Source organism: Dyadobacter sp. CY323, assembly GCF_021390245.1.
GTDB lineage: Bacteria > Bacteroidota > Bacteroidia > Cytophagales > Spirosomataceae > Dyadobacter.
Genome location: NZ_JAJUXH010000007.1, coordinates 126,885 through 142,290, shown reverse-complemented (window position 1 = coordinate 142,290; position 15,406 = coordinate 126,885). Strand labels below are relative to the sequence as shown.

General features: G+C 45.4%; 19 protein-coding genes. All 19 read right to left on the bottom strand.

The window, feature by feature from the left end; all coding sequences use genetic code 11:
- Positions 1-96: 96 nt before the first annotated feature.
- Positions 97-582: a thioredoxin fold domain-containing protein gene (locus LZG72_RS13525; protein ID WP_233872948.1), complete on the bottom strand. Its 486-nt coding sequence runs from the start codon at positions 580-582 to the stop codon at positions 97-99.
- Positions 583-701: 119 nt separating this feature from the next.
- On the bottom strand, positions 702-1,235 hold the full coding sequence (locus LZG72_RS13520) for an SRPBCC family protein (protein ID WP_233872945.1): 534 nt from the start codon (positions 1,233-1,235) through the stop codon (positions 702-704).
- 22 nt (positions 1,236-1,257) lie between these two features.
- The gene (locus LZG72_RS13515) at positions 1,258-1,638 is read right to left on the bottom strand and encodes a DoxX family protein (protein WP_233872942.1); all 381 of its coding nucleotides are present in this window, start codon (positions 1,636-1,638) and stop codon (positions 1,258-1,260) included.
- 28 nt (positions 1,639-1,666) lie between these two features.
- Entirely contained in the window at positions 1,667-1,984 is a 318-nt protein-coding gene (locus tag LZG72_RS13510; RefSeq protein ID WP_233872939.1) for a hypothetical protein, read from the bottom strand.
- Positions 1,985-2,128: 144 nt separating this feature from the next.
- Complete coding sequence (locus LZG72_RS13505; protein ID WP_233872936.1) at positions 2,129-2,677, bottom strand: hypothetical protein; 549 nt, start codon at positions 2,675-2,677, stop codon at positions 2,129-2,131.
- Between the two features lie 78 nt (positions 2,678-2,755).
- Positions 2,756-3,178 carry a secondary thiamine-phosphate synthase enzyme YjbQ gene (locus LZG72_RS13500; protein ID WP_233872932.1) on the bottom strand — a complete coding sequence of 141 codons (423 nt, stop codon included), beginning with the start codon at positions 3,176-3,178 and terminating at the stop codon, positions 2,756-2,758.
- 89 nt (positions 3,179-3,267) lie between these two features.
- Positions 3,268-3,648, bottom strand: a complete 381-nt coding sequence (locus LZG72_RS13495; protein ID WP_233872929.1) for a VOC family protein — start codon at positions 3,646-3,648, stop codon at positions 3,268-3,270.
- A 39-nt stretch (positions 3,649-3,687) separates the two neighbouring features.
- Positions 3,688-5,022, bottom strand: coding sequence for an MFS transporter (locus LZG72_RS13490; protein ID WP_233872926.1), 1,335 nt, complete (start codon positions 5,020-5,022; stop codon positions 3,688-3,690).
- Positions 5,023-5,147: 125 nt separating this feature from the next.
- Positions 5,148-5,795 carry a hypothetical protein gene (locus LZG72_RS13485; RefSeq protein ID WP_233872923.1) on the bottom strand — a complete coding sequence of 216 codons (648 nt, stop codon included), beginning with the start codon at positions 5,793-5,795 and terminating at the stop codon, positions 5,148-5,150.
- A gap of 152 nt (positions 5,796-5,947) precedes the next feature.
- Positions 5,948-6,460 carry a DinB family protein gene (locus LZG72_RS13480; RefSeq protein WP_233872920.1) on the bottom strand — a complete coding sequence of 171 codons (513 nt, stop codon included), beginning with the start codon at positions 6,458-6,460 and terminating at the stop codon, positions 5,948-5,950.
- A gap of 104 nt (positions 6,461-6,564) precedes the next feature.
- Entirely contained in the window at positions 6,565-7,506 is a 942-nt protein-coding gene (locus LZG72_RS13475) for an L-histidine N(alpha)-methyltransferase (RefSeq protein WP_233872917.1), read from the bottom strand.
- Positions 7,507-7,522: 16 nt separating this feature from the next.
- Positions 7,523-8,689 (bottom strand): ergothioneine biosynthesis protein EgtB, encoded by a 1,167-nt coding sequence (egtB, locus tag LZG72_RS13470; protein ID WP_233872914.1) that lies wholly within the window; start codon positions 8,687-8,689, stop codon positions 7,523-7,525.
- Positions 8,649-10,238, bottom strand: a complete 1,590-nt coding sequence (locus tag LZG72_RS13465) for an ABC transporter permease/substrate-binding protein (RefSeq protein WP_233872911.1) — start codon at positions 10,236-10,238, stop codon at positions 8,649-8,651. Before LZG72_RS13465 ends, egtB begins: the two co-directional genes overlap by 41 nt.
- Positions 10,238-11,194, bottom strand: a complete 957-nt coding sequence (locus LZG72_RS13460; protein ID WP_310590558.1) for an ABC transporter ATP-binding protein — start codon at positions 11,192-11,194, stop codon at positions 10,238-10,240. The genes LZG72_RS13465 and LZG72_RS13460 overlap by 1 nt, the downstream gene beginning before the upstream one ends.
- 35 nt (positions 11,195-11,229) lie before the next feature.
- Complete coding sequence (locus tag LZG72_RS13455) at positions 11,230-12,612, bottom strand: mercuric reductase (RefSeq protein WP_233872908.1); 1,383 nt, start codon at positions 12,610-12,612, stop codon at positions 11,230-11,232.
- Between the two features lie 123 nt (positions 12,613-12,735).
- Positions 12,736-13,662 (bottom strand): bifunctional riboflavin kinase/FAD synthetase, encoded by a 927-nt coding sequence (locus LZG72_RS13450; RefSeq protein ID WP_233872905.1) that lies wholly within the window; start codon positions 13,660-13,662, stop codon positions 12,736-12,738.
- Positions 13,659-14,360 carry a tRNA pseudouridine(55) synthase TruB gene (truB, locus tag LZG72_RS13445; protein WP_233872902.1) on the bottom strand — a complete coding sequence of 234 codons (702 nt, stop codon included), beginning with the start codon at positions 14,358-14,360 and terminating at the stop codon, positions 13,659-13,661. Before truB ends, LZG72_RS13450 begins: the two co-directional genes overlap by 4 nt.
- Before the next feature lie 33 nt (positions 14,361-14,393).
- On the bottom strand, positions 14,394-15,173 hold the full coding sequence (locus tag LZG72_RS13440) for an undecaprenyl-diphosphate phosphatase (protein ID WP_233872899.1): 780 nt from the start codon (positions 15,171-15,173) through the stop codon (positions 14,394-14,396).
- Entirely contained in the window at positions 15,170-15,385 is a 216-nt protein-coding gene (locus LZG72_RS13435; RefSeq protein ID WP_233872896.1) for a DUF3098 domain-containing protein, read from the bottom strand. The genes LZG72_RS13440 and LZG72_RS13435 overlap by 4 nt, the downstream gene beginning before the upstream one ends.
- Positions 15,386-15,406: the final 21 nt, after the last annotated feature.

Genomic DNA, 15,406 nt, shown 5'->3' with positions numbered 1-15,406 from the left:
ATGCGGAAGAAAAATGACTTTCTTTACGATCGCTTCTTTATTGGAAGTGGATGAAGATTTCTTAGAAGAAGTTGAGAAAGAAGAAGGCAGGAGAGTTTAAATCGCTTTCAACGTCTTGAAAATCTCTGCGTGCGGCTGCTCACCTTCGTACGTTTTTACCAGTTTGCCTGTTTTGTCATAAATGGCAATGTAAGGAAACGACCGGATCTGGTAGTATTTCTGGACGACATAAGAAGTTCCCTCCGTCCCGACTTTGAAATTTGAATAAGAGTTCAACCCGTATTGCGTAACAAATGGTTTGAGCATATCCATTGCCTGAAACGTCACCATCACCACCTGCTTGTTCGCAACTACGCTGTAATTTTTGATGAGATCCTTTGTGAAATCCTGGCAATGATCACAGTCCGGCGAGAAATAAATAAGTACCACAGGTCCCGCTGCTAACTGAGAATAATTGTATTGCTGGCCATTCGTAAGTCTCATCGAAAACGGCGCTATTTTTTTCGCGGCTGCTCCACCTTGCGAATAGCATTTAGAAAAAGCGATAACCAGTAAAAGAACAAGTAAGAATTTACGAAGCATGTCTGGCAGATGTCTGTTTATAATAGCTGCAAGATATCAATCAGAAACCTCATCCATCTACTTTTCTATCACTTTTTCCAAAATACCGAGGAAGTTGGATGTCGCAGATATGACTTTGCTTACTTTTCCAGAATGCCTTTTAGTGTGGTAAGACTCGTTTCCAGGTCTGTGCCCAGCATTTTGTCGATAAACAAATTGGTAATGTTCATCGGATACTTACTCGTACCAGCCATTTGCCAGGTTACTTTCGTCTGTTCGGGAGCCACCGATTGCGTGGCTATTTCGGTAAGACCGATCCCCTCAAAAGGTTTGATGAAACGGATCTCGATGTTGACTCTTTCGTTTTCAGTAATGCCCGTAATTTCTTCAGCACCTTTCCCGACATTACCGTTTTTACTGTCCCATGCATAAGTGAACCCAACGGTACCATCCGTTCCGTTAAATTGTTTGGACATGTTCGGATCGGCCATTACCCATTTGTTAAAGTTGTCCTGGTTTTTCAAATACCTGACATAATCAAATACGGCCTCTTTTGGCTTGTTAATGACGACTTCCCGCTTAATGATGTACTCTTTTTTGACAAAAAGCGCGACCAAAAGAAATAATACAACAATGCCGGTAACGATGAGCAAAATGATCTTTAAGACTTGCATAACAATAAATTTAAAAGTTGTTTCAGGCAGCAAATACCACTTCGCTTTCTTTTTTGTGGTAATAAAAGTAAGAAGCGGCAATCAGCACAAGGCCGACGATCAACCCACCCCACATCTGTACGCCATCGCCAAATGCCAGGTGTGAATATAATGCGCCAAAGACATCATAAGTGAGCCCGGCATATGCCCATTCCTTGATCCGCGGATAACCCGGAACCAGAATCGCGATGATGCCAAGAATTTTCATAACACCTAAAAAAGGCACCAGGTATTCCGGGTAGCCGATCCTGGTGATGTGCTCTACGGCCTCAGGAGCCGACATGGCATCAAAAACGGAGCCGATACCAAGCATCGCAGCGAGCAGACCTGTGAGAATCCAGTAGATGATTTTTGTCTTTTTCATTTGAATAAGCATTAGGTTTATATAGGTTTTAGAGATGCCGTTGAGGCTTATACGCTCTTGTTGCAGGGGATTTTTGTTTATAAACTGTTGAGGAATAATGCATTGAAAACAGCCGACACGCAGGTACATCGTCCTTCAACACTTCTGCTTGATATCCAAAATCCTGCATAAGCCGGATTAAGCTGGTTGCGCACACTGCATTAGTGGTTGACTTTACACATAAAACTTTGTCACAATCTTCCAGGTCGAACGTTGCGGAGTAGCCCGTGAATGTTCGTTGGATCAAATCAATCATGATCCTTGCCTGATTTTCTTTGACGACATTGGTTTTAAAAACTTCTGTCATAACAGTAAGAGTTAGGTGATAAAATCAGCGGATAACCGCCCGTTTCAGTCATACAAACTAAGCAGGATGAAAACTAAAAAATGGATGTGATTTGCGACAATATGAGGGGGGGATTGTGACAACTACAAGCTGCTAAATGCGCATTCAACTTCCTTCCATTGCACGGATGTAGCTGGCGAACGTGTCGAAGTCCGTGGGCAGAATGTGCGAATGATCGGGGAAAGTATGACCGAAAAGGCCGACGTGAAGTGGAATAGGGGTTACGGGCGGCGCACCGATGTCTTTCGTTTTGAGATCGGCTACTTTCAGAAAAGTCCTGTTCACATGAATGCTGAAATCGGACCAGCCGAACAGGTAAGTCGAACTGCAGGTATTGCACGTCCAAATCGCATTATTGGCTTCGTTCCCCTCAGGGATGGGCTCAACCGTGAAATGTTTGTAGGCGGCGCTGATAAATCCCTCGGTTTCACTGGCGTAAAATGACTTTCTGAAATCCACGCAATCAATTGAGACAATTTGCCGGAAACGCTGAAAAGCGCACGGACAAGCCGTTTCATTATAAAAGTCAACCGTCTCTTCCAGGTATTTCCAGACTTTATCCGTTTTTTCCTGCGTCATTCTCAGGTATTCGGCATTCCCGGTTTTGTTTTGGGACTGGGGAGCTGCTTTAAAAAGTTTTTGAAAGATATTCATGATCGCCTTTTTTAGTTGAAGAAAGGCGAATAAAAGCGATTAAAACCGGGCACAAAATCCGGGTTATTTTCCGGCAGCTCAATCGCCCCACGCGGTAATTACCAGACTTCTCGAACCTCCGTGATCACGATGCTCACAAAGGTAAATGCCTTGCCAGGTGCCAAATGCAGGTCTGCCATTTGATATCGGAAACAGTACGGAACTTCCGAGTAACGCAGCTTTCAAATGCGCGGGCATGTCATCGGAACCTTCGTAATCATGCTCATAATCGGGATCGTTTTCCGGCACGGATTTATTGAAATACATTTCAAAATCCTTCCGGACGGTTGGATCGGCGTTTTCATTGATCGTGAGTGAAGCCGATGTATGCTGGATAAAAACCTGGCACATACCCGTTCTGATCTCTGAGATTTGCGGGAATGCGCGGAGGATCTCATTGGTTATTAAATGAAATCCTCTGCGTTTCTCACGTAATGGAATGGTTTGCTGATACATTTTCATGCAGCAATACCGTATAGTGCAACGATTGCAGCCATTTTATTACTGTTTGGATTTTCCATCTGTTAATGGTTTAGGTGAGAAAAGCGACACTATTTTTGAATAACCGACAGGATATTGCCAGCCGGATCGGTGAACCAGGCAATGGTCGGTCCCTCGCCTCTTGAGATATTGTCTTCGTCGGTTTTCAGTCCGGGCAAATCATAGCTTTCAAATTCTACACCTATGGCTTTTAGGTCGCTAACTGCCTTTTCGATATCAGAAACCTCAAAATTAAGAATTGTAAACGTCGCCGGTTCGTGATTTGGTTTTTCATAAATCATCACCGTATGCCCGCCTGCTAAATGCAGTCCCAGCACCATATCCTCCATTTCCTCAGTTACTTCGAGTCCGAGAATGTCACCATAGAATTCTCGCGCTTTTTGCAGATTGTTTACTGAAAATCCGCTGAATGCATGTGAGTCTTTAAACATGATTTTGATTGTTTAGTTGTTGATAAAGTATAATTCAAATCAGAAGCCGGAAGCAGGCAAAGCGCCCGCATCCATTTCTGGTTCAGGCTTTTTATAGACCTTTGAGAGCTTTTGATACGCATCCGATTGCATGGCAAGAAGGGTGATCAGTAATCCGATAAATCCGGTTGCGATAAACAAAAGAGCCAGCCCGCGAGCGGTCCCCGTTCCAAACCACGAACCGATCCAACTTGCGCCGGCGCCGGTAGTCATAAACGGAATAAACATAAACTTGGCAATTGGCCCGATCATAAATGCAGTTATGGGCGACGCTGCCTGCTCGATACTCTGGGCAAAACCAAAAACCCTTCCTTGTCTTTCATGCGGAATAACCTTTTGTAAAATCGTTTGCTCCGTTGCTTCCACAACAGGTATCAGACAGAGGTAAGCAAACATTCCGACCGCCAGTAACTCAATCGAGGCTTGAATCGGGAAGAGGATCGTGATTATCCACATAATGATGTTGCACACGAAAAGGGTTTTCAAAGGCTTTTTGCCCAACCCTTTTTTAGCTACAACCAGCCCGCCAATGATGAATCCGAGACTTAAAACGCCCCACAAGATCCCCCAGACCTGTACCGATACCATCGATAAACCGTATGCATCCATCAGCGACATAAAAACGCCGCCCAGAAAGTTGTTAAATGTGTTGAAGAAAATGAGACCGAAAAGCCCGGGAACGAGCCCGACTACCTTGATCGTCCCGCGAATGTCAATGCTTTCGTAATGCGACTCGGTATGCACAATGCCTTTTTCTGGAATCGTAATGGTCATTAAATGCAGCAGCACAATAATCGTGCAGCCCAGCGCGAGCGCCATCATCCAGAGAATTCCCATGAATCCGATGACCAGACCGCTGAAAATCGAGGCAACTAAAAACGAGACACCATTGGCCGTTCCTACCATCCCGTTTGCTTTGTCGCGGGTTTCCTCAGGAACGAGAATCGTCACCACAGTCGACAATGCGATTGTACGGATGTTGCCTGTGATCGCTCCGAAAAGCGCCAGGACGATGAATGCCCAGAGACTAATGCTGTCGTCGCGTTTGAAAACTTCATCCGGCGTGACAATGAGGATCAACAATGCGGCGGTGTAAAAAAGCAGTGTTAATACCCCGGAAATCATCATCGAGGTCTTTTTTTTGTACCGATCTACAATGGATCCCAAAAAGAAACCCGACAATGCGACCGTTCCCAAGTAGACACCGGCCATTACGGAAGTGGCAATGACCGATTTGGTTTCCAAATACACCCAGAAAGTCACCGCAAACCAGACAAACGTGTTGGTTAATGCTGCTGCAAGTGAATTTGCCAGAACGGCATAAAACGTTTTCATGATCTGACGGTAACAAGTTTTGCAGAAGAATATATTTCCTTCCGACAATACAAAATTACTGCAAACCTTTCGTCAACAAGCTGGCAGTATGCGACAAATGAAGGGTGGGATTGTGCCACCCTCGGTTAATAGTTAGGCTGTAGTCGCTGTGGAGAAGCAGGTACCGCGGGTGCAGTCGTGGCGGCCCGGGGTTGTGTAACAGTGCGTTGCTGCGCATTCGTCTGGCTTTGATTGGCAGTCCGGGAGTTAGGGGTCTGTTGTTGATTCACCTGTTGCTGATTCCCGGCCTGGGGCGTTTGCGTGGTCGTTGAATTTGTATTTCCCTGCTCGGTGGGCGTTGTTACATCGGTTTGAATCACCTGACCAGCAGTCGTGGACTGATTTTGTCCAGGCAAAGTCTGAGTTTCCTGAGTCGTGATCGTGGTTTCTGACTGAGTTACCGGATTTGGATTATACCGTTCAGGGAATGTCCTGGCATCCTGGTTTGAATTCACTTTCGGAACCTGACCTTGTTGCAGCACACCGCCAGACTGGGCGTTACCGGACAGCTGTGAAGCTGCCTGATTTGTAGTTTGCTGAGGAATCGTTCCTTCGGCAGGTGCAATCTGGCCGGTTGGTTTTGGCTTAAATTCAGAATACGAACTTCCTGGTTGGCCTGAGTAAGATTTTGGTACTTGTCCGGTAGGAGCTGGCCTGCGGGTTTGCGCATAAACATTTCCAGCAAATAGAAAAAGAGTAACAGCTGCGATGCGGATCAGATAGGTGCGTCTCATTAAAGTGTGATTTGTTTACACGAAGGTACTTACTAAAATTATTCCACAAAGAAATTGCATTATAAAAGTAGTTCCGGATCAAAAATCCGGTGGCTCTTGCATCGTGCCACAGGTCTTTCCCATCCGGAACTCAGATTAAAGGCTAATAAATGCTAACGGTCCCAAAATGCGGGCGGTTCGACTCCCAGCGCTCTCAGATACACATATCCTTGTGCGCGGTGATGTATCTCATTGTCAATCATATATAGGATCGTATTGTAGATCGTATTTTCGTACATTCCAAACGCCGCCTCTTTTTCGTGGAATCTTTGTGGCTGGATTTGTGGCCACAGGAGGTTGATGTAATCGGTAACCACGTCCCATAGTTGCAATACTTCCGCCTTTGTTGCCGGCGCGGGGGTTGAATGGTCCAGAGTAGGTTCGGTGAAAGTCCAGTCTCCAAATGCTATGCCCCTGATTCCAGGCGCTGAAATGCCGATTATCTCCATCGCAAGCTGGGCGAAAGTGCGCATGCCGCCAATCGAAAAATCATAAAACCGATCTTCAGGAAATGCCTCAATAACCCTGCGTGTAAGAGCACGATGTCCCTGCCAGTGTTCAAGTAATATTTCGGGAGTGATAACGGCGACGGTTTCTGGTTTTGTCTGAATGCTGTTCGTTTCCATGTCAATGATTTTTTGTTTGAGTTTGATTACATCACAAACTAAATACCATCGAATGACAGCAGTATGTCAGCAGTATTTTCAGAAACCATTATTTTTTTTCAGGGTCAGATTTGCCACAAACTATCCGTAAAATAATGTTTACAGTCGAGAAAGTGCCCGATCACCCGGAAGCCATTTGTTTCCGCAGCCTGATTTATTTCGTTAATCGTGTATTTCTTAGAAAGCTCCGTCCAGATCAATTCATTTCGCTCAAAATCGTAACATCTGTCCATTTGTGCAATATGCACCTTTTGAGGTACCAGACTCACCAGATAACTCCGTACTTCGCCATTTAATGGATTATAATGCGAATAAAAATCAAACTGGCTGGTGTTGAAATTTCCGCCAAGCTCGCGGTTGATCCGGTGGAGGAGGTTGATGTTGAATGCTTTGGTGATCCCTTTTGGATCGTCGTATGCACAGCGGATGGTCGCCGGATTTTTCTGTAAATCAAATCCGATAAGTAACTGATCACCAGGCCGCATGCTTTTTTTAAAATCTCCAAGCAGGTTATCAACTTCTGGTTTTTCGTAGTTTCCAATGTTTCCACCCAAAAACAGATATAATGCAGGAATCGCGGAATGCGATAATTCTTCCATCATCGAAAAGTAATTGCCGATCATGGGTTCTATTTTCAAACCGGGGAGTTGCTGATACATGCCAGCTTTCAACTCGCCGATCGCCTTTTTTGAAATATCGATGGGAACGTATGTGAAATCAATGTTTCGTTCGGTCAGCTTTTTGAGCAATTGCCGGGTTTTAGTCCCGTCGCCTGCCCCAAATTCCACGATATTGAACGGTTTCTCGAAGTCCAGCTTATTGATGATCTGATCTCCCTGCAACGAAAGGATTTCAAATTCGCACGGAGTAGGGTAGTATTCAGGCATTTTCATGATATCCTGAAATATCCCGCTGCCAATATCATCGTAAAAATATTTGGAGGAAATATGTTTTAGCGGTGCAGTTAACCCTTTGTGTATATCTTTTGCAAATGTATTGTCCGACATATTGAATTAAAATCAATTACTTAACCAGCCTGATGCCGGTGAATTGCCAACGTTCATTGGCGTGAAAAAAATTGCGGTACGTTTTTCTGCTATGTTCCGGGGACGTGGCCACCGAAGCTCCTCGCAACACCATTTGATTGATCATAAATTTCCCATTATACTCGCCCACGGCGCCAGCGGCTTTGGTAAATCCCGGATAAGGCAGGTAGGCGCTGTTCGTCCATTCCCAGCGCTGCCCCCAATCCAGATTTACAGAAGCAACTTCCCATTCAAATTCCGTCGGCAGCCGCATTCCCTTCCATTGCGCGAATGCAGAAGCTTCAAAAAGATTAACGTGACTGAGAATAGCCTTCGGATTAACTTGCTGCAAACCGCCGAGCGTATAATAATGCCATGCTCCATGGATCTTGTGCCAGTACATCGGTGCATTCACTTTGTTCTCATTCACCCAAGACCAACCTTCATCAAGCCATAAATTGAAATCCTCGTATCCGCCACTTTCCATAAAATCGATGTACTCTTCGTTGGTAACGAGAGATTTGCTGATTTCAAAATCATGGAGATACACCTTGTGCCGGCCAAGTTCATTGTCGAAACAAAATCCATCGCCCATAAAACCGATGTCATAAATTCCCTCCGGTACTTGCATAAAGCCGGATTCTGCATTGAATGAATTCACGAGCTGGTGACCTTCTTTGTAAACCGGAAATAATGGATTATGCCCGAGAATGTATTTAATATCGGTAACCAGAAGTTCCTGATGCTGCTGTTCATGATGCAGCCCGAGTTCTACGAGTGACCGTGTTTGATCATCCAGATCCTGATCCAGAAGTTCTTCCATGCAGCGATCCACATGTTGCCGGTAAGCATACACAGCTTTGGTGGTCGGGCGTGTAACATTTCCCCTGTCCGTCCGCAGAACCCTGTCGCCTACATTGTTGTAGTAACTATTGAACAAATAGTTGAAATCGGGATCGTATTCCTGGTAGCCGCCAAGGTATTTTTTAAGCAAAAATGTCTCAAAAAACCAGGTCGAATGCGCCAGGTGCCACTTTGGGGGACTTACAAATGGCACAGGTTGCGGAACATAATCTTCCGTCTCCAAAGGCGAACAAATTTGCTCGGAATATTTTCTAACACTGTTATATGCCTCTTTTAGGGCGGTGGTTTCCGTTAGCTGCATAGGTTGTTAAATCAGTAATGGATTTTATATTCAAGGATTGTGCCTGATTTTTTCGCATCATCAGGGCATATGCATTGTTGAATCCAATCGGTTTGAGCCATTGTAACTGGTAGTGGTTCGAGAACTGTTTTTTGACAAATTCGAAGACTTTATCGCGATTACCTTTAAGATTTTCGACCTCCGTTTTAGTTGGTTTTAAAATAACCAGCAAACCGGTACCGGTGTATTCGGGATACAGGTCGATTTCATTATTCGTTAATGCATCAAAACAGATCTTGGTTCCGCCCAGACCGGTTTTTGAGACGGTTTTCAATTGTGTGTTTCCCTCAATGAGTTCTTTATACATCTCGATCAAAATGTATTGTTCAGCGAATATCTTGGAACCCAGCCGGATAACTCCCTTATTCCCGATATTAGGTTTTTTATAAAGTCCATTGCGCACCAGAAAGTCATGCGCCACTTTTTCAGGAGTTTGTTTCAGATAATCCACCCGATAATTCAAATCCGTCATGATCGAATCATTGATTTTCCCGGATAGTAATTCCAGTGCGGGCTGCAATTCAGGATATTTTATCAAAACATCAGTCCGGACTAATGGTGATGCATAATAGGGAGGGAAAATATGTTGATCGTCATCCAGTGTCATCAGATCGTATGCTTTGAGCCGCCCGTCTGTACTATATCCGCTGATCACGTCGATCTTTTTTTCAAATGCAGCTTTGTACATGACGGCATCGCTGATCACAACCGTTGGAATACGGAGTTTGTATTTTGATTTTAAGCCGAGATAACCATCCTCGCGCCCCATAAACTCGGGTGTAAACCCGCCCAGCAGCTTGTTTTCTGAATTTGGAATGATATAAAAAGACGAGAGTACCAGCAACAAAACCGGTAAGATCACCGACACTTTACGCATTCGTTCCAGGTTCGTTTTCTGAATTCTGGACAACAAAAAATCGAATAGAATAGCGAGTAATGCGGCTGGAATTGCTCCGGCCAGGATCATGTTGCTGTTATTGAGCGCAATACCGCCGAAAATGAATTCTCCCAAACCACCTGCTGCAATGTAAGCTGCCAGGGTGGCAACGCCGACATTAATCACAGTCGCCGTACGGATTCCGGCCAAAATCACCGGCAATGCGAGCGGAAGTTCAACACTGAAAAGTATCTGCCTGGTAGTCATTCCCATTGCCCGAGCCGATTCGGTAATGGCCGGATCAACGCCTGTGATGCCAGTGTAAGTATTTCGGATAATGGGAAGTAATGCGTACAAAAACAGTGCGGTAATCGCCGGCAGCGCGCCAATTCCGAGTAACGGGATCATAAAACCGAGCAATGCTATGCTGGGTATGGTTTGTAAAATGCCCGCAATCCCGAGCACAACCCAGGTTGCTTTTTTTCTTCGGGCTATCCAGATTCCCAGCGGCATACCCACAATAACGGCGATCAGCAAGGAAATACAGGTGAGGCCAATGTGCGCGATTGTCTGGCTCCAGAGCTTGTCCGACTGTTGCCCCATGAATTCGAGTAGGCTTTGCTGTGGCTCCATTATAGGTTGTATTTGAACCGGTTGAGCGACTCCTGCAAGTTTGCCAGCGTCACTTTTTTGTGAATTTGATTGATTTTATCTACGACGACCAGTTGAGTTTTTTTCTGTTCTGAAAGATATTCCATTCCTTTCCACAAGGTTTCATTGCTCCAAAGAACCGGACCTGATAAATCGTCAGCATGAGGTAAAAGCTCCCATATGTCGTTGAATGACAATGATTTTAATTCAAGATAGAGTCTTTGGCTTTCAAAAAATGCTTTAACAAAATCATTAACCGGTTTCATGAGTAAATCCCTCGCAGTACCCGACTGCACAATTTCACCCTGGTCCATTAAACAAATCTTGTCGCCAAGTTCAAGCGCTTCCTGAATGTCGTGGGTGACCAGCACAATGGTTTTTCGTTTCAATTCGGGCAGCTGGGTAAATTCGGTTCGTATGCCCGCGCGGGTGACGGGGTCCAGCGCACCGAAAGGTTCGTCCATTAACAAAACAGGAGCATCCGCAATGAGCGCCCGGGCAACTGCCACGCGCTGTTTTTGTCCCCCACTCAGCTCATCCGGGTACTTGTGTGCGTACTCTTCCCAAGGTATTTTTAACTGCGCCAGTAATGCTTCCGTTTTGGTCTGAATGTCAGATTTCGTCCAATGCAGCAATTTTGGGATGATTGCGATGTTTTCAGAAACTGTGAAATGAGGGAATAGTCCGTTGTTCTGGGAAACGTATCCGATTGTACGTCGAAGCTTTTCCGGCCGTTCCTGAAAAATATCTTTTCCATCGATCGTAATTTTTCCGGAACTGGCCTCTATCAGCCGGTTGAGCATTTTGAGGGTAGTGGTTTTGCCGCAGCCGCTGGTACCTAGCAAAACCATGGTTTCTCCTCTTTTCACCTCAAAAGAAATATTTCTTACTGCCTTAATTTCCCGAAAATCCTTTCTGATGTTGTCTGCAACGATCATGCGCAGTGGTTCTGAATGGGTTGTTTACTTAGGATTTATTCGTCAAGCGTCATAAACAGGTTGTTCAGGGACTCGGCGTAAGTCGGGTGTGCAAATGCAGCGTCCCGGATCTGCTCATAAGTTAGCCCGCCCATCATGGCCACCTGCAAAAGCGTAGCTATTTCGCCGCCCTGCTCGGCAAGTACGGACGCGCCGAGTATTTTGCCGGATTTGGCATCCACAATGGCCTTCATCATCCCACGCTCATCGCCCGTTTCAATGGCGCGCGCCACCGAATCGTTTTTAATGGCAGCCACTTTAATCTCAATGCCTTGTTCCTTCGCTTCCTGTTCGGTGATCCCAACGCGCCCGAGTTGCGGATCGATAAACATACAATATGGAACGATGCGATCCGTTATCGACGCTGCTTTTTTATCAATAACATTGCTGGCCACAATGCGGTAGTCGTCGTACGAAATGTGCGTAAATGCCGGTCCGCCTTTCATATCTCCTAATGCAAAAATTCCTGCCGCAGAAGTTTCGAGTTTGTCATTAACTTTTACATACCCTTTTTCATCGATTTCGACACCTGCCACATTAAGTCCGAGATTGTCTGTCTGAGGTTTCCGGCCCGTGGCAACCAGCACGTGAGAGCAATTCAGCGATGTTGTTTTACCTTCCTTTTCAATGCGGGCAGTAATTTGGCCGCTCTGCTTTGCAAACGCGATGGCTTTACTCCCGGTTTCAATCTGAATACCTTCTTCGGCCAGAATTTTAGTTATCTCTTCCGCAATATCCTCATCTTCTTTTTTAAGAATCCGCCCGGAAGGTTCCAGAATGGTAACATTGCTACCAAACCGACGGAACATCTGACCAAATTCCAATCCGATATAACCGCTTCCAAGTATCAGCAAATGTTCGGGTATTTCTTCAATGTCCAGGATTGTGGTGGAGGTATGATAATCAATATCTTTGATTCCTTCGATATCCGGGATTGCAGGCGTTTCGCCGGTGTTCAGGAAAAATAAGTCGGCTGTCAAAACGGCGCTGCCACCATCATTTAAAGTGACAGTTATTTCTTTTTTATCCGTAAAAATGGCCGTTCCTTCAATCAGATCAAGATTTTTTGTTTCACCAATTCCTTTTTCCAGATTTGAGCGCATGGTATTTACGACCTTATTCTTACGTCCTAGAATGGTTTTAAAGTCAATCGTGATGGCACCAGGTTCAACGCCAAGACTTTTATTGTGTTCCGCAGACCAGGCTGCTTTTGCCGACGCGATCATGGTTTTACTGGGCGAGCATCCGTCGTTCACGCACGTACCGCCGAGCCAGCGCTTTTCGATCAATGCGGTTTTAAATCCGGCAGCAGCGAGCTTTTTGGATAGGGGAGTACCAGCCTGGCCCGAGCCGATTACAATGGCGTCATAATGTGTCATAAGATTGCATTTGGCCACTATCCGGCCGTTTTGAAAGACGAGGGCAATTTACCCGCATTCAAAAACAATAAAAGCGTGCCCGGGTAGACACGCTTTCTTAAGTCGTTAATATAGATTGCTTACTTATGCGAAATAGCTCAATGTATTTGCTTTGTCGAGGTTGATCTGTTTCACCAGCATATCCAATCCGTCAAACCTCTGTTCAGGACGCAAATAGCTGACGAGTTCAAGTTTCAGGTCCTCCCCATATATTTCCTGGTCAAAATCAAACAGATGCGCTTCAATTGTTCTTGTAGTACCGTCAACAGTGGGCCTCACACCGATGTTGAGCATTCCTTTGTACCGGTTTTCCTGATGCGTCGCGTAGATAATGTAAACGCCGTTCATCGGCACCAGCTTGTACGATTCGTGGAGGTGAAGGTTTGCAGTCGGAAAGCCAATTGTGCGTCCGAGTTGTTTGCCTTTCACTACGGTTCCCGACAAAGTATAAGATCTTCCCAGAAGCTCATTTGCTTCCTGAATGTGGCCGGTAACCAGTGATTTACGTATCCTGGATGAGCTTATCGCCATATTCTCAATGTCGGCGCGGGGAATTTCCTCTACCTCAAAACCGTATTTCGGACCGTTGTTTTGTAAAAACTCAAAGCTGCCTTCGCGGTTGCGTCCAAACCGGTGATCGTAGCCGATTACCAGCTTTTTGGTACCAATGCGATCGAGAAGGATTTGCTGGATAAATTCGTCGGATGACAGCTCTGAGAACGCGCGGGTAAACGGAACGATGGCGAGGTGCTTGATCCCTAACTCAGCGAACAGTTCGATTTTTTCATCGATCGTGGAAAGCAACTGCAGATCCTGGCTATCTTCTGAAACCACCATACGTGGATGTGGCCAGAATGTAAGTACGACCGATTCGCCTCCCGATTGTTCACTGATTTCAATGAGACGGGAAAGGATTTTTTTATGTCCCAAATGCACGCCGTCAAAGGTGCCACTGGTTACGACGCCATTTTCCAGTCTTTCAAAGGAATCCAGGCTGTGGTATATATTCATTCGTCAACTTCTAACTTCAACTCTACTCTTTTTTGATGGATGAAATCCGTGAGATTCCAGGCATTTGACAGTTCGAAAGCCCCGATACGTGTCCTGCATAGCGTTTTTAGATACGCACCGCTTCCTGCTAACTGGCCAAAATCGCGAACCATACTGCGAATATAAGTACCTTTTGAACAAATGATCCTAAAATCGATGGCAGGAAAATGCTGGCTTTCGATTTCAAAAAGAGAAACTTCGACACTGCGTTTCTTGATCTCAACCACCTCACCGCGCCGTGCTTTTTTGTAAAGCCGCTCGCCATCTACACGCACCGCGGAATAGATCGGCGGGATTTGCTCGATCATCCCGGTGAGCTGCAAACGGGCATTTTCAAGTACTTCGGGAGTAATGTGCGCGGTAGGATATTCGGCGTCAAACTCGGTTTCCAGGTCGACGGAGGGAGTGGTTTTTCCTAATACAAAGGTGCCGGTATATTCCTTTTCCTGCGCCTGATAGGTATCTATCTGTTTGGTTTTTTTGCCGGTACAAAGTATGAGCAAACCGGTTGCCAGCGGATCCAGAGTTCCGGCATGGCCAATTTTTTTGAATTTGCAGGCGCGTTTAAGCTTGTTCGCAACGTCAAATGATGTCCAGGTCAGAGGCTTGTCAATGAGAATGACTTCACCTTCGTCTGGTATGTTGTTTTCGGTATTCAAATCATGAGGTTTAAGAGGACCGGCGTGGATTTGTTATACAATATCCAGTTTATAACCGGACGCCAATAGGCCCAGCAGGATCAGTCCCAGGATAATGCGGTAGTAGCCAAACACTTTGAAACCATACTTGGTCAGAAAGCTGATAAAAAATTTAATCGCCAGCATCGCTACCACAAATGCGACCAGATTACCGATCAGCAAGGTCTGAATATCTTCGGACTTGATCGTATCGTAGGTTTTGAGTAGCTTATAACCACCTGCGGCTGCCATTGTTGGAACTGCAAGAAAAAATGAGAATTCAGCCGCCTGTTTTCTCGAAAGTCCCTGAAGCATCCCGCCGATGATGGTAGATGCAGACCGTGATACACCCGGGATCATCGCAATGCACTGGAAGAACCCGATCTTTAATGCGGTCAGATACGTAATTTCCTTTTCGCTGGTGTCATCATTGGTGATCCGGTCGATGAAAAGAAGGATGATACCGCCAACCAGCAACGAAATGGCAACTACGATTACGTTTTCAAGCAATGCGTCTATAAAGTCATTTAATAAAAAACCAATGACAGCGGCCGGCAAAAAGGCGATAAAAAGCTTAAAATAGAAGTCTGTGCTTTGGAAAAAGCGTTTCCAGTATAAAACCAGCACGGAGAGAATGGCGCCGAACTGAATATTAACCGTGAACATTTTGGTAAATTCCAGATGACTGATCCCCATGAATGAGGAAGCGATAATCATGTGGCCGGTAGAAGAAACGGGCAAAAACTCAGTAATACCTTCAACAATTGCTAAAATGATGGCCTGCCAGATGCTCATGAATTACTGGGTTTACGTAAGATCGCCCAAAACTCAACGATAAAGCCTAAAACCGTAACTATGGGGCCAAGTGTCAATCCAAGGAATCCGAAACCAAATTCTTCGCTATCGAATGCCATGATCAGGAAACCCGCCAGAATTAACGCAATGCCGACCAGCATCACGGTGTAATTGGATGAAGAAAAAGGAAGTTCTTCTTTTTTGCTGCTCATATTCGTATCTGTTTTCTTTTA